The following is a 20,748-nucleotide window of genomic DNA, read 5'->3' on the forward strand; positions in this document are numbered from 1 at the left end:
TAACACGCAGGAGGGAGCCGGTTGATGGTGCCGGCTCGCCATCGGGTTATACTGGCCCCATGCCAGATCGGACCGACACCAGCCCTCCACCGCGCACTGAGCTGGATGAACTGCGCGCGTCCGAGCGCATCTTCCACGCCCTGCTCGACAATGCGCCGATCCTGATTTCGACCAAGGATTTGCAAGGCAATATCACGATGGCCAACCGCCATTTCGATATCCTCGACGGCTATAACGCCGCCACCTTTGTCGGCTCCAATGTCTTCGAACTCTTCCCGCGCGAGATCGCCGAACAGCTGTGGCGCAACGACCGCACGGCGGCCTTGGAACGGCGCGCCATCAACGAGGAAGAATCGGTCTACCACCGCGACAAGACGCTGCACACCTACATGACCGTGAAGTTCCCGCTGCTCGACGACGACGGCCGGGTCTACGCCACCTGCGCCGTCTCCACCGACATCACCGAAGCCAAGGCCGCGCAGAACGACAGCGTGACCGACGAGCTGACCGGGCTGAAAAACCGGCGCTACTTCAACATCCGCTTCAGCGAAGAACAAAAGCGCGCGCGCCGCGACCAGCGCCTGCTGACCTTGCTGTTGATCGACGTCGACCGCTTCAAGGAATACAACGACAGCTACGGCCACCCGCAAGGCGACCAGGTGTTGAAGGCGGTGGCCGACGCCATGCGCCAGGCGTTGAGCCGCCCGGGCGACCTGAGCTTCCGCATCGGCGGCGACGAGTTCGCTTGCCTGTTTTCCAGCAACAGCGCCGACGAAAGCGTCACGCTGGCCGAGCAGATCCGCGCCGACCTGGCGGCCCGCCTGATCCCGCACCAGGGCAACCCGCCCTGCGGCCACGTGACCTTGTCGCTGGGCCTGGCCTTCATCGCGCCGGACGCCGCGCCGAGCCAGGAAGAGATCTACGAGCAGGCCGACCAGGCCTTGTACCGGGCCAAGCACCAGGGCCGCAACACCGTCTCGCGCTAACCTGCCGGGCCGGGCGTGGCCTTGGCGTTTTGCTGTTTTGGTGTATGCTAATCGCTATGAACAAAGACACCGACATCCAACTCAGCGGCCCCTTCAAGGCCTCCGACGGCTCCGGCCGTGCCCACGACGCCAAAGCGATCCGTATCTTCGACGAAGGTTACGGCGCGATTGACGTGTATGTGGACTTTTCCGCTTCGATCAGCGGCCTGCACAAGGACAAATCGCTGATCGACGCCGTGGTCGCGCAACTGCGCACCGTCGGCTACAAGGGCCCGGCCCTGACCGCCGGCGATTCCGTGCTGCAGGAAAGCAAACTGCTGGTGCTGGAAGCGCCGGACGAATTCAACACCTTCGCCGCCGGCAAGGGCTGGAAAGACCTCGCCGAAGAATTCGACGACGAGTAATCCCAGGCCTTAGTTAAACAACTTCTTCAACGCATCTTTCACGTCTATCTTGATTTTCTTCGGCGACTCGCCTGCCTGCGCGGCAGCGGGTTGCTGCGGGTCGTTGGCATTGTCCGCCGCCGCGACCAGCCACAGCGGCTGCTTGGCCGCCGCCAGCTTGGGCATGCCATCGCTGCCGAAATTCTTCTTCATATACGACAAGTCCATATCGGGCTTGTTGTTCAAGATAGAGCCATCTTCACGCAGGATGGTGGGCGTGCCGCCGACGCGGCTGCCCACCGCCGCCAGCACCTGCTCCAGTTGGCGCGCCGACTGCTCGGCATTCTTCGGATCGAATTCGCACGTGCTGCCCGGCGCCGCCTCCAGCGTGTTCCAGTATTTTCTCCACGCGGCGGTGCTGTTGTCGGCGCACCAGATGCGCGACACGGTCTGCCACTTCGCCATGCCGGCGCCGCTATAAGCCTGCAGCGACATCGGCACCACGTAGAAGGTGGTGTTCACGCCGCCGCCTTTCTTCATCAGGTCCTGCTCGAAGCGCTGGCAGAAGCCGCAATCGACCGCCGAGAACAGCACCATCTTGCGGCCGCCGCCATCGCCGTAGCTGACCTTGATCAGCTTGTCGTACTCGATGGCCGCGATCACCTCCTGCTGCAAATCGCCCAGTTCTTCCTTGGTCATCTTGCGTGGCGGGGCGCTGGTGGTGCTCAGTACCTGGAAGCCGTTGACGTCGCCGTAGATGGTGCCCGCTTCGTTGATCAGGCCGATGAACGCGCCCTTATTGTCGTTCAACACGTACATGCCGCGCACCAGCGTCGGTATGGCGCGGCTATTGTTTTCCGTGATGCCCAGACTGCGGTTGGCGCGCGCCATATTGGCCAGCAGGTTGTGCGTCGCGCTGCGACCATCCGCCTGCGCCGGCGGCGCCAGCAGCGCGCCGGCCATGCCGACGACGGCGCCCAGTGTACGCCACTGCCCGAAGCTCTGTTTGAATACGTTCATCGCTAACCCTTCCTGATTTGCCGGCGCCGCCAAGCATTAAATAAAAAAAAATATTATATAACAACGTTGTTCAGATATAGCGATCGCTCCAGGCCGCGATCAGATTGGCCACGTAGACGGCGTCGTCGCGCTCGGTCAGCAGGTGGTCGGCGCTGTCGAGCGAGATGAAGCTCTTCGGATGCTTGGCGGCGGTAAAGATCTCCATCGCATTGCTGATGCCGACCGTGTCGTCGCCCGGCGCGTGCATCACCAGCAAGGCCCGCTTCAGGCCCGCGATCTTCAGCTTCAAATTGTGTCCGCCCGCATCCTCGACAAATTGCTGCTTGATGCGGAAGGGCCGGCCAGCCAATTGCACCTGCGCCTCGCCCTCGCTGGCGATCTGGTCGAGATGCCGGCTGAACAAGCCGGTCACCCGCAGCGGATCGCTGGGCGCCGCCAAGGTCACCACCGCCTTGGCCTCCGGCACCTGCCCGGCCACCGCCAGCACCGCCGCGCCGCCCAGGCTGTGGCCGATCAGCAGACTGGGCGCCTTGTGGCCGGCGCGCAGGTAGGCGGCCGCCGCCAGCAAGTCCGCCAGATTCGACGAAAAATTGGTGTTGGCGAATTCGCCCTCGCTGGCGCCCAGGCCGGTGAAGTCGAAACGCAGCACGGCGAAGCCATGCTCGGTCAGCGCCTGCGCGATGCGGCTGGCGGCAAACACGTCCTTGCCGCAGGTGAAGCAATGGGCAAACAGGGCGTAGGCCCGGATGGCGCCGTCCGGCACATCCAGCCGGGATGCCAGCTTCTGGCCGTCGGCGCCGAGGAATTCCTGTCGTTGTGATCGCATGCGCTGTCCCGTTGATGTTGCCAGACGCTATTTAACCAAACAAACCGTGCAGATACCAGCGCGCCGACTGCTCGCCCTCGTGGCCGGTGCGTTCGCGGTACAGCCAGTAGTGGGCGTAGTCGTCGCCCTCGGCCATGAAATAGTCGCGGGTTTGCATGGCGCCCCACCAGCCGGCCTCGATGCGCTCGCCGGTCGACATGATCTTCAGCGGCGAGCCGTAGAACGGCCGGTGGTCGCGCATCAGCAAGGGGATCGGCTTGGCCAGCAGCCAGGCCGGACGCGGCAGGCCGGGCATGTCCGGCGGCAGCTGGGCGCGGGCGTCGGCGGGACGGATTTTTTCCTGCACGCTGACCCAGGCGTTGGCCTGCTCGGGGCGGTAGTCGGCACGCGGCGCCGCTTGCAGCACGTTGTCCGGCCCCAGCCGCGCGGTCAGCAGTTCCAGCAGGCGCTGCCAGTCCTCCTTGCTGCCGCCCGGCTCGGGGAACAATGAATCGCTGGGCGGCGCCATCGCCTGCACCTGCGGCGCTTCCAGGCACAGGCCGATCACCGGCGCATCCAGCACCTGCTTGGCCAGCCGCTCCTTGAGCAGGCGCACCAGATGCTCGTCGCGCCAGGTCGGCTCGGCCAGCACGATGTCGATCACCGTCGGCGGACCGGCCACCTTGCCGCGCTCATGCTCGAGCAGCAGCCGGATGCGCTCGACCGCGAACTGGCGCGCGCTGAGCCAGCCGGTGAGCTGCTGCAACAAACGGCGCGCGCCGAACAGCAACGCTTCGGCGTTTTCCACGCGGTCGAACAATTCCAGCTTGGCGCTGAAGCTGGCCGGCGCTTCCAGCCAGCTATGCATCTCGGCGCGCTCGCCGTAGGCATCGTCCAGCATGTCCAGCAAGGCCCGGCCGCAGCGGCGCTGCAAACCGGGGCGCGGTAGGCGGCGCATCTCGCCCAGCGTCAAGCACCCTATGCCTTCCAACCAGCTCAGGTAGGGCCGAGCCGGAGGCAGCAGGCTGCCGGGCAAGCGGTCCATGCGCCGCACTAACGCGTCCATCGTCAAGGCCCGCCCGGCGTGGCTGCGGGCCAGCAGCCAGGCGCCGCGCGCGGTGGGGGCGCAGCTGAGCGTGGCCGTGAAACCAAGCGCCTCCATGCTGGCCGCCACCTGCCGGCACAGCGCGCGGATGCCGCCGAACAGGCGCAGGCTGGCGCCGACGTCGAGCAGCAGCGTGGCCTCCTCCGCCTGCGCCAGCTGCGGCGTAAATTGCAGCAGCGCCATCGCCACCGCCTGTTGCGCGCCCACCTCGCGCTGCGGCGCGCGCTGCTGGAACTGCGACTGCGGCGCCAGCATCAGCGCGCCGCCGCGCCGCATGCCCACGGCTACGCCGGCCTGCCGCGCCAGCGCCGACATGGCCACTACCCGCTCCTGCTCCAGCACCACGGTGCAACCGTCAGCCGACCAGCGCGGGCAGAATACTTCGAGCGGGAGCCGTGGCAGGTGTAGTCCGATCCAGAGGCGCATGGCGTTGTAAGAGCGATGGGGTTAAGGGCAAAAATAATGGGGTGTCGCGCTGCGGTCCTCGTCGTTTGACAAAGCCGATGTTGATGCCGCCCGGCGCCGTGTGCAGCGACAGCCGCAGCGGCGCCGGCGAGGCATCCTGCGCGGCCGCCAAAGGCCGCAGCATGCAGAACAGCGTGTCCCCGCTTTGCGCCGCCAGATGCAGGCGGCGCAGCGTTTCGCCGCGCGCATGGTTTTGCCACAGCAGCAGCGCGCCGCAACAGCCGCTGCGCAGCACTTGTTCGGCGGCCCACAAGGCGTCGCCGCTCTTGGCGCCGCTGCGTATCCAGATCAGCTGCGACGGCTCCAGCCCCAGGGCCGCCAGCGCCAGCGCTTGCGGCGCATGCGGCGGTTGCAGCAGCACGATGGGCCGCTTGCCCAGGCCCAGCAAAGCCGGCCGCAACAGGCGCAGCTCGCCAATGCCGTGTTGCTGCACCAGCAGGTCGGTCAACACGCCCAGCGGCCAGCCGCCGCCCGGCAGCTGGGCCGACAAGGCGGCAAAACCGGTGTCGACGCAGCGGGTGGCGCTGTGCGCCAGTTGCGACGCCAGCCATAACGCTGGATGGACGGCTTCGGGCGCAAGCGGGGCGGAATGGGTGGCGGATCGGTTCATGATGTGGAACGGATTTTACCGCAAATACTGTATAAATACACAGTACTATTTGTTGGCGTTTTTGGCAAGGCCAATCTGTATCGTGCGGCTCATGCTGTACCATGTGGCTCAGGCAACTCAACAAGGACATCCTTTGCAAACCATCCAATTGGTCGGCGCCATCCTGTTCGGACTGGCGCTGCTGCACACCTTCGCAGCCAAATCCTTCGAGGTGCTGTCGCACCGCCACCCGCGCCACGCGGGCCTGTTCCATCTGTTGGGCGAAGTGGAAGTGGTGTTCGGCTTCTGGGCCTTTATCCTGATTATCGCAATGGCGCTGCTGAGCGGCGGCGGCGCCGCCATCCAATACGCCGAGTCGCGCCAGTACACCGAGCCGTTGTTCGTGTTCACCGTGATGGTGGTGGCGGCCTCGCGGCCGGTGCTCGACATCATGGAGCGCATGCTGCTGGTGCTGGCCAAGCTGCTGCCGATGCGCGCCGAACTGGCGCTGGTGTGGTTCGGCCTGGCGCTGGTGCCGCTGACCGGTTCGCTGATCACCGAGCCGGCCGCGATGACCCTGGCCGCGCTGATGCTGGCGCCGCTGATTTTCCGCGACGGCATGCCGGAGTGGCTGAAGTATGGCGCGCTGGGCGTGTTGTTCGTCAACGTCTCGATCGGCGGCACGCTGACCGCCTACGCCGCGCCGCCGGTGTTGATGGTGGCCAGCACCTGGCAATGGGACAGCGCTTTCATGGCCACGCATTTCGGCTGGAAGGCGGCCATCGCGGTGATGATCAACGCGACCGTGATCACCTTCGTGCTGCGCAAGCATTTGCGCGCGCCGGCCGCGCCGCCGGCTGACGTCGTGGCGGCGCCGGCGGTGCCGTTGACGGTCACCGCGATCCACCTGGTGTTCCTGGCGGCGGTGGTGGTGTTGGGCCATCACCCGGTGCTGTTCCTCGGCATCTTCATGCTGTTCCTGGGATTCACGCAGGCTTACCAGCGTTACCAGAATCCGCTGATCATCAAGGAAGGCTTGCTGGTTGGCTTCTTCCTGGCCGGGCTGGTGGTGTTGGGCGGCATGCAGCAATGGTGGTTGCAGCCCATCGTCGAGAGTTTGCCGCCGGTGGCGCTGTTCTTCAGTGCGCTGGGCCTGACGGCGATTACCGACAATGCCGCGCTGACCTATCTCGGTTCGCTGATCCAGGGGATTTCGGCCGAGTCGCAATACATGCTGGTGGCCGGCGCGGTGGCCGGCGGCGGCCTGACGGTGATCGCCAACGCGCCGAATCCGGCCGGCGTATCGCTGCTGCGGCGCGGCTTCCAGGACGAATCGATAGGCGCTATCGGCCTGCTGGCCGGCGCGCTGGCGCCGACGGCGGTGGCTGCGCTGGCTTTTCTGCTGTAGCCACTTCGACCTGGAATTTCAATCCAAGCGCGCGCATGACTTTCAGAATGGTCGCGAAGCTTGGATTGCCATCGGCGGAAAGGGCTTTGTATAAGCTTTCGCGGCCCATTCCCGTTTCGTTGGCAAGTTGCGTCATGCCGTATGCTCGGGCGATATTGCCCAGCGCCTTGGCAATGAACGCCACGTCATCTCCCGCCTCTTCAAGACAAACCTCGAAGTAGAGGGCCATGTCTTCTTTAGTCTGAAAATATTCGGCACTATCCCATTTTTTCAACTCAAGCATCGCGATAACCTCCTGCACCATGTCAATTCATGTGCGCTGGTGACGTGAGAAAAATTCTAACATCATTTTGCTGGCATCCGGTCCGGCCTTGGCGTTGAAGGCCAGCGCCGGATCGCCGCCGCTCCAGGCGTGCTCGAGGTCGGCGATCTGGGCGACGCGCAGCAGCAGTTTTCTTCCTTCGTAAAAATCGTGCAGCTGGTGGGCGTTGTGGCGGCCGCCGCGGCCTTGCGGATTGTGGGTGACCTTCGGCGCCGCCGACAGGCGGTTCAGCAGCCGGCTTTGGCGCGCCAGCTGCAGTTGGTTGATCGGGCGGACCACCTTGTCGCCCTCCCCCTGGATCAGGATCGCGGGCATGCCGGGGAATTGCGGATGGCGCAGCATTACCTCGTGCGCGGCGGCTTCGGTGCGCGTGGCGGCGCCGTGCTGCATCACGCCCAGTGCGCCGATGGTGTTGTGGCCGGCGCCGAACACCGGGCCTGAATGCAGCCCGACGGCGGCGAACAGCTGCGGGTGATTCAACGCGACGATGTTGGCCATGCCGGCGCCGGCCGAAATGCCGGCGATGTAGATGCGCGAACGGTCGATGGCGTATTGCGACATCACCTTGTTGATCATGCCGACGATGACGGGGACGTCGCCGCCACCCTCCTGCGTGGCGCGGTCGTACCATTTCCAGCAACGCTGCGCATGGACGCTGACCAGTTGCTGCGGATAGAGGACGGCGTAGCCCATCTGCTCGGCCCACTGGTTCATGCGCGTGCCTTGGGCGAACTGGGTCGCGGTCTGATGGCAGCCGTGCAGCATCACCAGTAGCGGCAGGCCTTTAAGTTGCGTGTCTTCAAGCGGATTGTTTGGCAGGTAAAGCCAGTAGCTCATGCGGCGTGCCGGCGTGCCGACGCCTGGCGGTGCGCTGAAGTGGGAGGCCAGCCATTTGCCCGGCGATGGGGGGACGTGTGTGGCGACGGACGTCGTGGCACGCACACGGGGTGCGGCCGGCTTGGCCGGCTTGACGGCGCTCGTGGCCTTGACGGCCGGCTTGCGTTTTCGTTTAGGCTTGGCGGCTGCGGGGGCGGCGAACAACGCCGTCACCAACTTGCTGACGGAACGGCTCTGCCGCTTCCCCGTGCGAACCAAAGTGCGTAACAAACTGCTGGCTGCTCTCTTCATGGCGACGATCTCCTGTTGCCATAAAGTCTACTACCAAACCCGTCCCAGCCTGCGTGCGCCAGCGCTCATAGCAACCAATCAGCGCTGCATCGACTCCCATACTTTCAGCAACCGCTTGGCCGATACCGGCATCGGCGTGCGCAGCTCCTGCGCGAACAGCGATACGCGCAATTCCTCCAGCATCCAGCGGAATTCCACCATCTTCGGATCGGTGTTCTTGCCGGCCGATTTGTCCTTGTTGGCGCGCTGGTACAACGTCGCCGCCTGCTGCCATTCGGCCATCAGCTTGGCGTCGCGCGCGGGGTCGCCGCGCAGCTTCTCGATGCGCACGTTCATCGCCTTCAAATAACGCGGAAAGTGCGACAGCTGGCTGTACTCGTTCTCCGACAGGAAGCGCTTGTTGACCAATCCCTGCAACTGCGACTGCATGTCTGCCGCCGCCTGCGCGGGCAAGCCTTGCAGGCGCTTGGGCAGGCCATGGAACTCGGTCAGCACCTGCGACAGCAAACGCGCGATCTCGTTCACCAGCAGCACCAGGCGCGATTTACCCTCGTCCTTGCGCTTGGCGAAACTGGCCGCATCCAGCGGCAACGGATCCTGCAGGCAGGCGATGTCCAACGCCTTGTTGATGATCTGCTCGCGCAGTTCCTCCTGTGTGCCCATGCTCATGAACTGCATGCCCATCTGCTGCAAGCCGGGGATGCCCTTTTCGATGAACTTGATCTGGTCCTTCATCTGCAAGGAGAACAGGCGACGCAGGCCGATGCGGTGCGTGCGCGCGGCCACGGTCGGATCGTCGAACACTTCCAGGTCGCAGTGCGTGCCCTTGTCGACCAGCGCCGGGAAGCCGATCAGCGTCAGCTTGCCCTGGGCGATTTCCAGCAGCTCCGGCAGCTCGCCGAAGGTCCACGAGGTCAGGCCGGTCAGCGTGATGCCGCTGGCGGCCGTCGACGCAACGGCGGCGGGTGCGCCCTTGCCTTGTGCGGCAGGTGCGCCGGCTTTCGCCGATATGGACGGTGCGGCGCTGCCGGCACTGCCACCGGTGCCCAGCGCGCGCAGGTTGACGCCCTGGCCGCCCGACGACTCGGCCATCTTCTGGAAACTCTCGCGCGCCTGCGTGCCGAATTCCGCTTGCAGCGTGGCCAGGTTGCGGCCCATCTCCAGCTGGCGTCCGTGCTCGTCGATCACCTTGAAGTTCATGAAGTGGTGAGCCGCCAGCGTTTCCGGCTTGAAGTCGCTGGTCAGCACCGAGATCGTGATCTGCTTGCGGATGTCGGCGATGATGGCGTCCACCAGATCGCCACGGCCGAACACACCCGCTTCATGCACACGCTCACAGAACTTGGCCGCGTAATCCGGCAGCGGCACGCAATGGCGACGCAGCTTTTGCGGCAGGGACTTGAGCAGCAGGTGCACCTTCTCCTTCAACATGCCCGGCACCAGCCACTCGCAACGTTCGCGCGGCAGCTGGTTCAAGGCATACAGCGGCACCGCCATGGTCACGCCATCGCGCACGCTGCCAGGTTCGAAGTGATAGGTCAGCTGCATCTCCAGTCCCGTCACCGACATCATCTTCGGGAACAGGTCGGTGGTGACGCCGGCCGCTTCGTGGCGCATCAATTCGTCGCGGTTCAGGTACAGCAGCTTGGGCTCGGCGGCCGTCGCGTCCTTGTGCCACTTCTCGAAGCCGGCGCCGTTGACCACGTCGGCCGGTATCAGCTTGTCGTAGAAGGCGGCGATCAGTTCATCGTCCACCAGCACGTCGAGACGGCGCGACTTGTGCTCAAGGTTTTCGATTTCCTTGATCAGCTTATGGTTGTGCGCGAAGAACGGCGCACGCGTTTCGTAGTCGCCGCCGACCAGCGCATCGCGAATGAAGATCTCGCGCGCCTCGGTCGGATTGAACAAGCCGTAGTTGATGCGGCGCTGGCTGTACACCACCAGCCCGTACAAGGTGGCCCGTTCGGACGCGCTGACCTGCGCCGATTTCTTCTCCCAGCGCGGCTCGCCCCAGGATTTCTTCAGCAGGTGGCCGCCGACCTTCTCCAGCCACTCCGGCTGGATCTGCGCCACGCAACGCGCGTACAGGCGCGTGGTGTCGACCAGTTCGGCCGCCATGATCCACTTGCCCGGCTTCTTCAGCAGCGAGGAGCCCGGCCAGATATTGAACTTGATGCCGCGCGCGCCCAGGTAGCCGGCGCCCGGTTCGTCCTCGCCCTTGAAACCGATGTTACCCAGCAGGCCAGTCAGCAGCGCCAGGTGCAGGTTCTCGTAGGTGGCCGGCGTTTCGTTGACGCGCCAGCCCTGCTCCTTGACGATGGTCAGCAGCTGCGAGTGCACGTCGCGCCACTCGCGCAGCCGCAGTTGCGACAGGAAGTTGGTGCGGCAGTTGTCCATCAGCTGGCGATTGGTCTTCTTGTGCTCGATCGCGTTTTCGAACCACTTCCAGATCTTGATGTAGCTGAGGAATTCGGACTTCTCGTCGGCGAACTTCTTGTGCGCTTCGTCGGCGGCCTGCTGGTGCTCCATCGGACGGTCGCGCGGATCCTGCACCGACAGCGCGGAGGCGATGATCAGCACTTCGTCCAGGCAGACGTTGTCCAGCGCGGCCAGGATCATGCGGCCTACGCGCGGATCCAGCGGCAGCTTGGAGAGCTTGTTGCCCAGTGGCGTCAGCTGGTTGTATTCGTCGACCGCGCCCAGTTCCTGCAGCAGCTGGTAGCCGTCGGCGATGGCGCGCGCCAGCGGCGGCTCGATGAACGGGAAGTTCTCCACGTCCGTCAGATGCAGGGACTTCATGCGCAGGATGACCGAGGCCAGCGACGAGCGCAGGATTTCCGGCTCGGTGAACTTCGGCCGCTGCAGGAAGTCCTGTTCTTCGTACAAACGGATGCAGACGCCGTCGGCCACGCGGCCGCAACGGCCGGCGCGCTGGTTGGCCGCCGATTGCGCGATCGGTTCGATCTGCAATTGTTCGACCTTGTTGCGGTAGCTGTAGCGCTTCACGCGCGCCAGGCCGGCGTCGACCACGTAGCGGATGCCGGGCACGGTCAGCGAGGTTTCGGCGACGTTGGTGGCCAGCACGATGCGACGGGCGTTGGTCAGCTTGAACACGCGTTCCTGCTCCTCGGCCGACAGGCGGGCGAACAGCGGCAGGATCTCCACGTGCGGCGGATGGTGCTTGCGCAGGGCTTCGGCGGCGTCGCGGATTTCGCGTTCGCCGGGCAGGAACACCAGCACGTCGCCGGAGCCGAGGCGCGACAGCTCGTCGACGCCGTCGATCACGGCGTCCATCAGGTCGCGCTTTTCGCGGGCGGCGGCGGTGCGCTGGCCTTTGCCTTCGGCGTTGGCCACGGCCGGATTGACGATGTCGCTTTCGATCGGGCGGTAGCGCACTTCCACCTTGTACAGGCGGCCGGAGACTTCGATCACCGGCGCCGGTTTCTCCGGCGTGCCGAAGTGGCGCGAGAAGCGGTCGGCGTCGATGGTCGCGGAGGTGATGATCACCTTCAGGTCCGGGCGGCGTGGCAGCAGCTGCTTCAGGTAGCCAAGCAGGAAGTCGATGTTCAGGCTGCGCTCGTGCGCTTCATCGATGATGATGGTGTCGTAGTTGCGCAGCAGCGGGTCGGTTTGCGTTTCGGCCAGCAGGATACCGTCGGTCATCAGCTTGACCGAGGCGCCCTTGGTCAGCGTGTCGGCGAAGCGGACTTTGAAGCCCACCGTGACGCCCAGCGGCGTGCCCAGCTCCTGCGCGATGCGCTTGGCGGTGGACGAGGCGGCGATACGGCGCGGCTGCGTGTGGCCGATCAGGCCTTTCTGGCCGCGGCCCAGTTCCAGGCAGATCTTCGGCAGCTGCGTGGTCTTGCCGGAGCCGGTTTCGCCGGAGACGATGATGACCTGGCTGTTTTGCAGCGCTTCGGCGATTTCGTGGCGACGGCCGGAGACCGGCAGGTCTTCAGGGTAGGTAATCGGCGGCAGCGGGTTGCGGAAGGCGCGTTCGGCAGCGCGGGCGGCCTGTTCTTCCGGCGTCAGGCGCGGCCGGGGCTCGCGCCGTGGCGGCGGGACCAGCCCACCTTCGCCATCCGGCAGCGCCGCGCGGGGCGGACGCGGCGGACGGGACTGCTCGCCGGCGGGACGCGGGCCACGGCCTGGCTGCGCCGGCGCGCCATCGACACGCGGCGGGCGCGGCTTCGGCGGGCGCGGCTGGCCGCCCTGCTGGCCGCCTTCCGGCCGCGGGCCGCGTTGCTGGCCGGCCGGGCGCGGTTCGCCGCTGCGCGGGCGCGCCTCCCCTTGCTGGCGTGGCTGGCCCTGCCCTGGCCGGGCGTTGGGCGCTTGCGGAGTGCGGGAGGGGGCGTTCTGCGTGCTGGCGGGCGTGCTGGACGCGCCTTTAGACTTGTTGCTGGCTTCTGACATTGTTTTTTACAAAGGTTTTGGCGCGGAAGTCGCGCACCGAATTATAATGCGGCTAATGGAAAACCCTACCCAATTCGTCCAATGGCTGCGCTCAGTCGCGCCGTACATCCACGCCTTCCGTGGCAAGACCTTCGTGGTCGCCTTCCCTGGTGAACTCGTCAGCGCCGGCGCGCTGCAAGTGCTGGCGCACGATTTGTCGCTGCTGCACGCGCTCGATATCAACGTCACCGTGGTCTACGGCTCGCGCCCGCAGGTGGCCGAACAGCTGGCCCTGCGTAACGTCGAAGGCCGCTTCCACAACGGCCTGCGCATCACCGACATCGCCGCCATGGAGTGCGCCAAGGAGGCCGCCGGCGAGCTGCGCCTCGATATCGAAGCCGCCTTCAGCCAGGGGCTGCCCAACACACCGATGTCGCACGCGGCCATCCGTATCATTTCCGGCAACTTCATCACCGCCCGTCCGCTGGGCGTGATCGACGGCGTCGACCTCGAGCTGACCGGCATCACCCGCAAGGTCGATGCCGAGACCATCCACTCCATCCTCGGCTCGGACGGCCTGGTGCTGCTGTCGCCGCTGGGCTTCTCGCCGACCGGCGAGGCGTTCAACCTGACCATGGAGGACGTGGCGTGCAGCGCCGCCATCGCCCTGCACGCCGACAAGCTGATCTTCATCACCGAAACGCCGATGATGACCGACGCCGGCGGCACCGAAATCCACGAACTGTCGTCGCACCAGGCCGAAGCCGTGCTGCAGGCCGGCTTCCTGCCGGACGCCACCGCCTTCTACCTGAAGCACTGCGTCAAGGCCTGCGACAACGGCGTCGAGCGCTCGCACATCGTGCCGTTCGCGATGGACGGCTCGGCCCTGCTGGAACTGTTCACCCACGATGGCGTGGGCACCATGATCGCGCACGAGAACCTGGAATCGCTGCGCCAGGCCACCATCGAGGACGTCGGCGGCATCATCAAGCTGATCGAGCCACTCGAGGCCGACGGCACGCTGGTCAAGCGCGGCCGCGAGCTGATCGAACGCGAGATCGATTACTTCTCCGTCATCGACCACGATGGCGTGATCTTCGGTTGCGCCGCGCTATACCCGTTCCCGGAACAGAAGATGGCCGAAATGGCCTGCCTGACCGTCAACCCGGAAGTCCAGGCCCAGGGCGACGGCGAGCGCATCCTCAAGCACATGGAAAACCGCGCGCGCGCCATCGGCGTGCAAAAACTGTTCGTGCTGACCACCCGCACCTCGCACTGGTTCCAGAAGCGCGGCTTCGTGCCGTCCACCGTGGACGCCCTGCCGAAGGACCGCCAGCGCATGTATAACTGGCAGCGCAAATCCCAGGTTTTGATTAAGACCTTATAATCTCGTTTTACCTACCGCTTTAGGAGCAACACAGATGGCCCGCACCGTTCAATGCATCAAACTCAACAAGGAAGCCGAGGGCTTGGACTTTCCACCATATCCGGGTGAACTGGGTAAGAAGATCTATGAATCGGTTTCGAAGGAAGCCTGGGCGGCCTGGCTGAAGCACCAGACCATGCTGGTCAACGAAAACCGTCTGAACCTGGCCGATCAGCGCGCCCGCAAATACCTGGCGACGCAGATGGAGAAACACTTCTTCGGCGACGGCGCCGACGCCGCCATGGGCTACGTGCCGCCAACCGAGTAAGTTTGCCGGAACCGCCGGCGGCGCCCGCCGCCGGCGTGTCGTGCCTACATCGCCTTACACTGCTTCAGTTCGCATTTCGCCATGAAAACTTTGCCGTTTTCGCAAGTCATGCGATACACCTCGACCGGTCCCGGTTCGCTCACCAAACCCGCGCCCCAGCCGCCCGTGCAGCCCCGCTGCTTGGCCAGGCTTTCCACCGTCGCCGACGAAACGCCGGCGCGGAACGGTACTTTCTGGATTTCGACGCCGTCCACATAGCCCAGCGGCGTGCCGTCGTCGGCCGTGGTGCGCGGCGCCGGCTTGCGCGGCGGCGGTTGCTCGTCGCGCGACTTGCCAAACGACGGCATCATCGAGCAGGCGCTCAGCAGCGAGGCGCCCAACAGCGCGCCCGCGCACACCAGCAGGACCAGCGGACGGCCGCGCATCAGAATTTCAGCGTCTGGACGCCGTCCGCCATGCCCAGCAGGCAGACGTTGGCGCCGCGCGCGGCGAACAGGCCGACCGCGATCACGCCGACGATCTGGTTGATCTGCTGCTCCAGCGCCACCGGATCGGCGATCGCCAGGCCGGCCACGTCGATGATCATGCCGCCGTTGTCGGTGATGAAAGCTTCTTCGGTGCCCGGCTTCAGGCGCAGCTTGGGCGTGCCGCCCAGCTTGGCCAGCGCGCGGGTGACCGCGGCGCGCGCCATCGGCAGCACTTCCACCGGCAGCGGGAACTTGCCCATCACCTCGACCAGCTTGGAGCCGTCGGCGATGCAGACGAACTGCTTCGACACCGAGGCGACGATCTTCTCGCGCGTCAGCGCCGCGCCGCCGCCCTTGATCATGGCGCCGGCCTTGGTGATCTCGTCGGCGCCGTCGATGTAGACGGCGATTTCCGGCACGTCGTTGAGGTCGAACACCTCGATGCCGTGGCCGCGCAGGCGCGCCGCGGTCGCTTCGGACGAGGCCACCGCGCCCTTGATGCGGTGCTTGATCTTGGCCAGTTCGTCGATGAAGAAGTTGGCGGTCGAGCCGGTGCCGACGCCGATGATCTCGTTTTCCACCACGTATTCGATGGCGGCGCGGGCTACGGCTTGTTTCAGTTCGTCTTGGGTCATGATGTTTCTATAAGAGAGGGGAAATTCAATCCCGCTATTTTAACGGATCGCCCCCGCCCGCCACCGTTTTCGGCAAAAAATTGCGCGCAGACAACATCCATCCGGCGCCGGTGTCGCAGACTGGCACAAGCGCCGCGGCGACGCAACGATGGTTGCCAGCGACGGCGCGGGATATGCGAGAATGGTCGGCACGCAGGTCCAATTTCGATCGCCGGGGATGACACATGACGCCTACCAAAACAGTCTTGATAGTCGATGACAGCCGCGTCTCGCGCCTGATGGCGCGCCAGTACATCACCGGCCTGCACGCCGACTGGATCGTCGAGGAAGCGGGCACCGGCGAGGAGTCGCTGCTCAAGGCGCGCGCCACGCCGCCGGACCTGATCCTGATGGACGTCAACATGCCCGGCATGGGCGGCATCGCCGCCGCCGAGCTGCTGCGCCAGGAGTTCCCCGCGATACCGATCTCGCTGCTGACGGCCAATGTGCAATCGGCCACGCGCGAGCGCGCCACCCAGCTCGGCATCGGCTTCATGGAAAAGCCGATCACCGAAGCGCGCATCGCCCAGCTGCTGTCCGCCTTGGAAGCGGCCTGACCATGTTCACCCTGTCCGAGCTGGAAAACGACGCGCTGATCGAGATCTTCAACATCGGCGTCGGCCAGGCGGCGGCCTCGATGAGCGCCATCGTCAACGAGGCGGTGCGCATGTCGGTGCCGTCGGTGAGCTTCATCAACCGCGCCGAGGCCGCGCGCCTGCTCGACGGCAAGTCGCCCGAGGCCGGGAGCATCTGCGGCGTCAGCCAGCACTACGAGGGCGCGTTCGCCACCGAGGCCATCCTCATGTTCCCCGAGGACAAAAGCCTGGAGATCGTCCGCCTGATGGTGGGCGAATCGGTGCCGCTCAATGAGCTGACCGAGATGGAGCAGGAGGCCATGTGCGAGATCGGCAACATCATCCTCAACTCCTGCGTCGGCACCTTGGCCAACATCTTCCAGCGCGAGCTGCACGGCTCGCTGCCGCAATACCACGTCGGCACCAGCGATGAAATCCTGATCGCCTCCGGCAGCCAGCCCGACACCGTGGTGCTGATGCTGCACATCGACTTCCTGCTGGAAAAGCACCAGATCCACGGCTACGTCGCCTTCGTGCTCGACATCTCGGCGCTGCACGACCTGAAGGAGCAGATCAACCTGTACATCGCCCGCGCCATGGGCCAGGCATGATGAGTCCGTTGACCGAAGCCCACCGGCTGCACCTGCTGCACAGCGTGCTGTGCGCGGTGAACCTGGGCGCGATCGTACTCGACAACGAACGCCGCATCGTGCTGTGGAACTCGTGGATGATCAAGTATTCCGGCCTGGGGCATGAGAAAGTGATCGGCGCCGATTTCTTCACCGTCTGCCCCGGCCTGCGCGGCGGCCGGGTCGAGGCGGCGATCCAGCAGGCGCTGTACAACAACTTCCCCTCGCTGCTGTCGCAGACGCTCAACAAGGCGCCGTTCGCGCTGCACGCCAGCCCGGTGGCGGCCGCCCGCAACGAGCGCATCCAGCAGGCGGTGGAGATCACGCCGATCGAGGTCGAAGGCGCGCCGCGCCACTGCCTGATCCAGGTGAACGACGTCAGCATCGCCGTCGGCCGCGAGAAGCTGCTGCGCGAGCAGGCCATGGTGCTGCGCTCGCAGACCTTCGCCGACGGCCTGACCGGCATCGCCAACCGCCGCCACTTCGACGTCGCCATGGAAAAGGAACACCGGCGCGCCAAGCGCGGCGGCACGCCGCTGTCGCTGCTGATGATAGACATCGACCACTTCAAGGCCTACAACGACCACTACGGCCACCAGAAGGGCGACCAGTGCCTGATCCAGGTGGCGGCCGCGCTGGCGGCCATGCTCAAGCGCCCGTGCGACCTGATGGCGCGCTACGGCGGCGAGGAGTTCGCCATGATCCTGCCCGAGACCGACGTCGAGCAGGCCACCATGATGGCCGAGGCGATCCGCGCCCGCGCCCAGGAGCTGGCCATCCCGCACGAGCGCAACAGCGGCGCCGCGCGGCAAGTCACGATCAGCATCGGCATCGCCACGCAAAAGGTCGATGCGGCGGTCGAGATCGAAGCGCTGATCGGCGCCGCCGACCGCGCGCTCTACCTGGCCAAGCGCAACGGCCGCAACCGCACCGAAGCCTTGCTGCCGGCCTGATCCCCCCCTGTACCAGCAGCATCTTTCACCGAGGACCAGCATGCGCAACGTCATCGTCTTATTGGCAGCCTGTAGCGCGATCATGTCCGTCCACGCGGCGCCGCTGGAGCAGTTGTCCTGGCTGAGCGGCTGCTGGGTCGACCCGGGCGGCGAGGCCGGCTCCGGCGAGCAGTGGAGCACGCTGGCCGGCGGTTCCATGCTGGGCATGGGCCGCACCGTCAAGGGCGGCAAGCTGGTCACGTATGAATTCATGCGCATCGCCGACGGCGGCGACGGCAAGGCCGTGTTCCATGCTCAGCCGGCCGGCAAGCCGGCGGCCAGCTTCGGCGCCATCCGGCTGAGCGCCACGGAAGTAGTGTTCGAAAACCTGGAGCACGATTTTCCGCAACGCGTGAGCTACCGCTACGAAGCGCCGGCGACCTTGCGCGCCAGCATCGAAGGCATGCGCAACGGCGCGCTCAAGCGCATCGAATTCCCGCTGGTGCGCGGCGCCTGCGGCGGCACCCTATGACGCAGCTGGCGGCCAACCGTTCGATCCAGGACGTGATGGTGATCCCGGTGCTGCACTACCAGGACGTGGCGGTGGCGGCGCAATGGCTGTGCGAGGCGTTCGGTTTCAGCGAGCGGCTGCGCATCGGCGACGTCGACCCGGCCGCCTGGGGCGGCACGCTCTGCTAACCCGGGGGTCAAGTCTGACATTCGGACACGAGCCCTGCTGTAGGCGCGCCTACAGCAGGGCTCGTGTCCGAATGTCAGACTTGACCCCCGGGGTTTTTAAGTCCAGATGCGGTAGATCCAGTAGCTTTCGTCTTCGGATTTCATGATGCGCGCCAGTTCGTGCGGGCTGTGGCCGGTGATCTCGCGCGCTTCGCGGCAGAGGTGGGACTGGTCGGAATAGCCGCCGCGCGCGGCCACGTCGGACCACACTACCCGCCCCGCCAGGAACTCGTCGCGGGCGTCGAAGAACGACTGTTCGGCGCGCTGCAGGCGCAGCAGCTTGCGCAGCGGCTGGCCGGCGCGCGCCTTGATGTGGCGCTCGATGCTGCGCACGCCCCGGCCCAGCGCGGTATCGGCCACCTGCCACGCCAGGTGGCGCACCCAGTCGCCCGCCGTCGCGCCAGGGCCGCCGGGACGCGCGGCCTGCCAGCGCGGCGTGAGGAAGGCTTCCAGCACCGCCATCCGGCCGGCATCGTCGGCCGCCGCCAGCAGCGCCGCCGACATCGCGCCCCACTCCGGCCCCAGCGCGCGGTCCACCGCGTCCCAGCGGTCGACCCACGACGGCACGTCGATGCCGCTCAGCGCGTGCATGGCCTGCGGATAGAACATCACCATGAAGATGCGCACCGGTCCCGGATTGTAGGTCGCCATCGGCCGCGTCTGCGGGCCGACGAAGACGGCGCGTATCTCGGTCTTCGGCATGCCCGGCGGCTGCACCACTTCGGCCTCGCCCTCGATGAACCAGGTGATCGAGCAATGCGGCGTGGCGGGGAAATGATTGAAGCGCTCTGCCGGGTCGGTCAGCGGCTGCTCCACCGTGCTGCGCGTGATGTAGGCGCGCACGCAGGAAGCCAGCGCGAAAGGCGGCACGATCAGCCGCGTCAGGGAAGGTTCGGTGTTGGACATTTGCAAAGTTTATACCAAAGCTGTCGCAAACGTTCAATACGCGCTGGCGGCGCCCCGGCATAGTGAGGCATCATCACGAGAGGAAGCCGACATGGAGAACACGATCACCGCCCCCGCCACCACCCGCCTGCGCACCATCGCCAGCCTGCCCGGCCCGCGCCCCTGGCCGCTGATGGGCAACCTGCCGAACATGCAGCTGGACCAGATCCACCGCAATGTCGAGGACTGGAGCAAGCGCTACGGGCCGATGTTCAAGATCAACATCGGCTCGGTACCGATGCTGGTGCTGGCCGGTCACGAACTGGTCAGCGCCGCGCTGCGCGACCGGCCGGACGGCTTCCGCCGCCCTTCCATCACCGCCCAGGTATCGGAGGAGATGGGCGGACGCGCCGGCCTGTTCCTGACCGAAGGCGCGATCTGGCGCAACCAGCGCCGCATGGTGATGAGCGCGCTGGCGCCGCACGCGGTGAAGGCCTACTTCCCTTCGCTGGTGAAGGTCGGCATGCGGCTGCAACAGCGCTGGCGCCGGGCGGCGCGCGACGGCAGCTCGATCGACCTGACCGAGGACCTGAAACGCTTCAGCGTCGACGTGATCGCCGGCCTGGCCTTCGGCACCGACGTCAACACCATCGACGGCGGCGAGGACGTGATCCAGCGCCACATGGACGTCATCCTGCCGGAAGTATCGCGCCGCTCGTTCGCACTGTTCCCCTACTGGCGCTACGTCAAGCTGGCGCGCGACCGCAAGCTGGACGACAGCGTGCTTCAACTGAGCAAGGCGGTCGATGACTTGGTCGCCGCCTCGCGCGCCCGGCTGGCCGCCGAGCCGCACCGGCGCGAACGTCCCGCCAACCTGCTGGAAGCGATGATCTGCGCGGCCGACGAAGGCGACAGCGGCGTCGACGACGTCGCCGTGGCGGGCAACGTCACCACCCTGCTGCTGGCCGGCGAAGATACCACCAGCAACACGCTGGCCTGGATGCTGTACCTGCTGCAACAGAACCCGGCCGCGCTGCGCAAGGCGCGCGAGGAAGTGCTGCGCATCGCGCCCGACACGGCCGCCTTCACCATCGAGCAGATGGATGCGCTGGACTACCTGGACGCCTGCGCCCAGGAAGCCATGCGCCTGAAACCGGTGGCGCCCTTCCTGCCGCTGGAAGCCCTGCGCGACAGCGTGATCGGCGACGTGCAGATCCCCAAGGGCGGCCTGGTATGGTGCGTGATGCGCAACGACAGCGTCAGCGAAAGCCACGTGCCGCAGGCCGACCGGTTCGATCCCGACCGCTGGCTGAAAAAAGGCGACGGCGCGATGGACAAGCATGTGTCGATGCCGTTCGGCGCCGGCGTGCGCACCTGCCCCGGGCGCTATCTGGCGCTGCTGGAAATCAAACTGGCCGGCGCCATGCTGCTCAACAGCTTCGACATCGCCTCGCTCGATACGGTGGATGGCAAGGAGCCGGACGAGTTGATGGCCTTTACGATGTCGCCGGTCGGCCTGCGCATGCAGTTGCGCGACCGCGTCGCGTAAGG

Annotated in this window: 21 protein-coding genes; 11 read left to right on the forward strand and 10 right to left on the reverse strand. The window is 65.8% G+C overall.

Annotation, left to right across the window (positions count from 1 at the left end):
- Positions 1-59: 59 nt before the first annotated feature.
- Positions 60-986, forward strand: coding sequence for a sensor domain-containing diguanylate cyclase (locus AC1RMD_RS25150; protein ID WP_492930527.1), 927 nt, complete (start codon positions 60-62; stop codon positions 984-986).
- Positions 987-1,042: 56 nt separating this feature from the next.
- Entirely contained in the window at positions 1,043-1,390 is a 348-nt protein-coding gene (locus AC1RMD_RS25155; RefSeq protein ID WP_116990312.1) for a hypothetical protein, read from the forward strand.
- A 9-nt stretch (positions 1,391-1,399) separates the two neighbouring features.
- Here the strand turns inward: AC1RMD_RS25155 and AC1RMD_RS25160 are convergent, their stop codons facing one another.
- The 4 genes from AC1RMD_RS25160 to imuA form a co-directional block, all read right to left on the reverse strand.
- Positions 1,400-2,389: a thioredoxin fold domain-containing protein gene (locus tag AC1RMD_RS25160; protein ID WP_492930529.1), complete on the reverse strand. Its 990-nt coding sequence runs from the start codon at positions 2,387-2,389 to the stop codon at positions 1,400-1,402.
- A gap of 70 nt (positions 2,390-2,459) precedes the next feature.
- The gene (locus tag AC1RMD_RS25165; RefSeq protein WP_492930531.1) at positions 2,460-3,215 is read right to left on the reverse strand and encodes an alpha/beta hydrolase family protein; all 756 of its coding nucleotides are present in this window, start codon (positions 3,213-3,215) and stop codon (positions 2,460-2,462) included.
- Positions 3,216-3,246: 31 nt separating this feature from the next.
- Positions 3,247-4,725: a Y-family DNA polymerase gene (locus tag AC1RMD_RS25170; RefSeq protein WP_492930533.1), complete on the reverse strand. Its 1,479-nt coding sequence runs from the start codon at positions 4,723-4,725 to the stop codon at positions 3,247-3,249.
- The gene (imuA, locus tag AC1RMD_RS25175; protein ID WP_492930535.1) at positions 4,655-5,374 is read right to left on the reverse strand and encodes a translesion DNA synthesis-associated protein ImuA; all 720 of its coding nucleotides are present in this window, start codon (positions 5,372-5,374) and stop codon (positions 4,655-4,657) included. Before imuA ends, AC1RMD_RS25170 begins: the two co-directional genes overlap by 71 nt.
- Before the next feature lie 133 nt (positions 5,375-5,507).
- On the opposite strand from imuA, the gene AC1RMD_RS25180 reads away from it, so the two are divergent.
- A complete protein-coding gene (locus AC1RMD_RS25180) occupies positions 5,508-6,761 on the forward strand; it encodes a putative Na+/H+ antiporter (RefSeq protein ID WP_492930537.1) in 1,254 nt (417 codons plus the stop codon).
- On the opposite strand, the gene AC1RMD_RS25185 is transcribed toward AC1RMD_RS25180, so the two are convergent.
- The 3 genes from AC1RMD_RS25185 to hrpA form a co-directional block, all read right to left on the reverse strand.
- Entirely contained in the window at positions 6,697-7,050 is a 354-nt protein-coding gene (locus AC1RMD_RS25185; protein WP_492930599.1) for an addiction module antidote protein, read from the reverse strand. The genes AC1RMD_RS25180 and AC1RMD_RS25185 overlap by 65 nt on opposite strands.
- Before the next feature lie 21 nt (positions 7,051-7,071).
- Positions 7,072-8,211 (reverse strand): extracellular catalytic domain type 1 short-chain-length polyhydroxyalkanoate depolymerase, encoded by a 1,140-nt coding sequence (locus tag AC1RMD_RS25190; RefSeq protein WP_492930539.1) that lies wholly within the window; start codon positions 8,209-8,211, stop codon positions 7,072-7,074.
- Positions 8,212-8,289: 78 nt separating this feature from the next.
- Entirely contained in the window at positions 8,290-12,624 is a 4,335-nt protein-coding gene (gene hrpA, locus AC1RMD_RS25195; protein ID WP_492930541.1) for an ATP-dependent RNA helicase HrpA, read from the reverse strand.
- Positions 12,625-12,679: 55 nt separating this feature from the next.
- Between hrpA and argA the strand changes: the two genes are divergently transcribed.
- Positions 12,680-13,990, forward strand: coding sequence for an amino-acid N-acetyltransferase (argA, locus tag AC1RMD_RS25200; RefSeq protein WP_492930543.1), 1,311 nt, complete (start codon positions 12,680-12,682; stop codon positions 13,988-13,990).
- Positions 13,991-14,024: 34 nt separating this feature from the next.
- The gene (locus AC1RMD_RS25205) at positions 14,025-14,297 is read left to right on the forward strand and encodes an oxidative damage protection protein (protein WP_008451241.1); all 273 of its coding nucleotides are present in this window, start codon (positions 14,025-14,027) and stop codon (positions 14,295-14,297) included.
- 44 nt (positions 14,298-14,341) lie between these two features.
- On the opposite strand, the gene AC1RMD_RS25210 is transcribed toward AC1RMD_RS25205, so the two are convergent.
- Together AC1RMD_RS25210 and rpiA are read right to left on the reverse strand one after the other, a co-directional pair.
- The gene (locus AC1RMD_RS25210) at positions 14,342-14,722 is read right to left on the reverse strand and encodes a hypothetical protein (RefSeq protein WP_492930545.1); all 381 of its coding nucleotides are present in this window, start codon (positions 14,720-14,722) and stop codon (positions 14,342-14,344) included.
- On the reverse strand, positions 14,722-15,399 hold the full coding sequence (rpiA, locus tag AC1RMD_RS25215; protein WP_492930547.1) for a ribose-5-phosphate isomerase RpiA: 678 nt from the start codon (positions 15,397-15,399) through the stop codon (positions 14,722-14,724). The genes AC1RMD_RS25210 and rpiA overlap by 1 nt, the downstream gene beginning before the upstream one ends.
- 224 nt (positions 15,400-15,623) lie before the next feature.
- Between rpiA and AC1RMD_RS25220 the strand changes: the two genes are divergently transcribed.
- From AC1RMD_RS25220 to AC1RMD_RS25240, 5 genes are all read left to right on the forward strand, one after another.
- Positions 15,624-15,995, forward strand: a complete 372-nt coding sequence (locus AC1RMD_RS25220) for a response regulator (protein ID WP_492930549.1) — start codon at positions 15,624-15,626, stop codon at positions 15,993-15,995.
- A gap of 2 nt (positions 15,996-15,997) precedes the next feature.
- Positions 15,998-16,624: a chemotaxis protein CheC gene (locus AC1RMD_RS25225; RefSeq protein ID WP_492930551.1), complete on the forward strand. Its 627-nt coding sequence runs from the start codon at positions 15,998-16,000 to the stop codon at positions 16,622-16,624.
- Positions 16,621-17,595 (forward strand): GGDEF domain-containing protein, encoded by a 975-nt coding sequence (locus AC1RMD_RS25230; RefSeq protein WP_492930553.1) that lies wholly within the window; start codon positions 16,621-16,623, stop codon positions 17,593-17,595. The genes AC1RMD_RS25225 and AC1RMD_RS25230 overlap by 4 nt, the downstream gene beginning before the upstream one ends.
- Before the next feature lie 82 nt (positions 17,596-17,677).
- Entirely contained in the window at positions 17,678-18,106 is a 429-nt protein-coding gene (locus tag AC1RMD_RS25235; protein WP_492930555.1) for a DUF6265 family protein, read from the forward strand.
- Entirely contained in the window at positions 18,103-18,273 is a 171-nt protein-coding gene (locus AC1RMD_RS25240) for a hypothetical protein (protein ID WP_492930557.1), read from the forward strand. Before AC1RMD_RS25235 ends, AC1RMD_RS25240 begins: the two co-directional genes overlap by 4 nt.
- Positions 18,274-18,369: 96 nt before the next feature.
- On the opposite strand, the gene AC1RMD_RS25245 is transcribed toward AC1RMD_RS25240, so the two are convergent.
- On the reverse strand, positions 18,370-19,218 hold the full coding sequence (locus AC1RMD_RS25245; protein WP_492930559.1) for a helix-turn-helix domain-containing protein: 849 nt from the start codon (positions 19,216-19,218) through the stop codon (positions 18,370-18,372).
- Between the two features lie 91 nt (positions 19,219-19,309).
- Between AC1RMD_RS25245 and AC1RMD_RS25250 the strand changes: the two genes are divergently transcribed.
- Positions 19,310-20,746: a cytochrome P450 gene (locus AC1RMD_RS25250; RefSeq protein ID WP_492930561.1), complete on the forward strand. Its 1,437-nt coding sequence runs from the start codon at positions 19,310-19,312 to the stop codon at positions 20,744-20,746.
- Positions 20,747-20,748 lie beyond the last annotated feature (2 nt).

The organism is Duganella sp. GW822-FHT06D06 (assembly GCF_058799615.1).

Coding starts and splice junctions, on each gene's coding strand:
- AC1RMD_RS25150 (WP_492930527.1), top strand. CDS start 60: ATGCCAGATCGGACCGACACCAGCCCTCCACCGCGCACTGAGCTGGAT.
- AC1RMD_RS25155 (WP_116990312.1), top strand. CDS start 1,043: ATGAACAAAGACACCGACATCCAACTCAGCGGCCCCTTCAAGGCCTCC.
- AC1RMD_RS25160 (WP_492930529.1), bottom strand. CDS start 2,389: ATGAACGTATTCAAACAGAGCTTCGGGCAGTGGCGTACACTGGGCGCC.
- AC1RMD_RS25165 (WP_492930531.1), bottom strand. CDS start 3,215: ATGCGATCACAACGACAGGAATTCCTCGGCGCCGACGGCCAGAAGCTG.
- AC1RMD_RS25170 (WP_492930533.1), bottom strand. CDS start 4,725: ATGCGCCTCTGGATCGGACTACACCTGCCACGGCTCCCGCTCGAAGTA.
- imuA (WP_492930535.1), bottom strand. CDS start 5,374: ATGAACCGATCCGCCACCCATTCCGCCCCGCTTGCGCCCGAAGCCGTC.
- AC1RMD_RS25190 (WP_492930539.1), bottom strand. CDS start 8,211: ATGAAGAGAGCAGCCAGCAGTTTGTTACGCACTTTGGTTCGCACGGGG.
- hrpA (WP_492930541.1), bottom strand. CDS start 12,624: ATGTCAGAAGCCAGCAACAAGTCTAAAGGCGCGTCCAGCACGCCCGCC.
- argA (WP_492930543.1), top strand. CDS start 12,680: ATGGAAAACCCTACCCAATTCGTCCAATGGCTGCGCTCAGTCGCGCCG.
- AC1RMD_RS25205 (WP_008451241.1), top strand. CDS start 14,025: ATGGCCCGCACCGTTCAATGCATCAAACTCAACAAGGAAGCCGAGGGC.
- AC1RMD_RS25210 (WP_492930545.1), bottom strand. CDS start 14,722: ATGCGCGGCCGTCCGCTGGTCCTGCTGGTGTGCGCGGGCGCGCTGTTG.
- rpiA (WP_492930547.1), bottom strand. CDS start 15,399: ATGACCCAAGACGAACTGAAACAAGCCGTAGCCCGCGCCGCCATCGAA.
- AC1RMD_RS25220 (WP_492930549.1), top strand. CDS start 15,624: ATGACGCCTACCAAAACAGTCTTGATAGTCGATGACAGCCGCGTCTCG.
- AC1RMD_RS25225 (WP_492930551.1), top strand. CDS start 15,998: ATGTTCACCCTGTCCGAGCTGGAAAACGACGCGCTGATCGAGATCTTC.
- AC1RMD_RS25230 (WP_492930553.1), top strand. CDS start 16,621: ATGATGAGTCCGTTGACCGAAGCCCACCGGCTGCACCTGCTGCACAGC.
- AC1RMD_RS25235 (WP_492930555.1), top strand. CDS start 17,678: ATGTCCGTCCACGCGGCGCCGCTGGAGCAGTTGTCCTGGCTGAGCGGC.
- AC1RMD_RS25240 (WP_492930557.1), top strand. CDS start 18,103: ATGACGCAGCTGGCGGCCAACCGTTCGATCCAGGACGTGATGGTGATC.
- AC1RMD_RS25245 (WP_492930559.1), bottom strand. CDS start 19,218: ATGTCCAACACCGAACCTTCCCTGACGCGGCTGATCGTGCCGCCTTTC.
- AC1RMD_RS25250 (WP_492930561.1), top strand. CDS start 19,310: ATGGAGAACACGATCACCGCCCCCGCCACCACCCGCCTGCGCACCATC.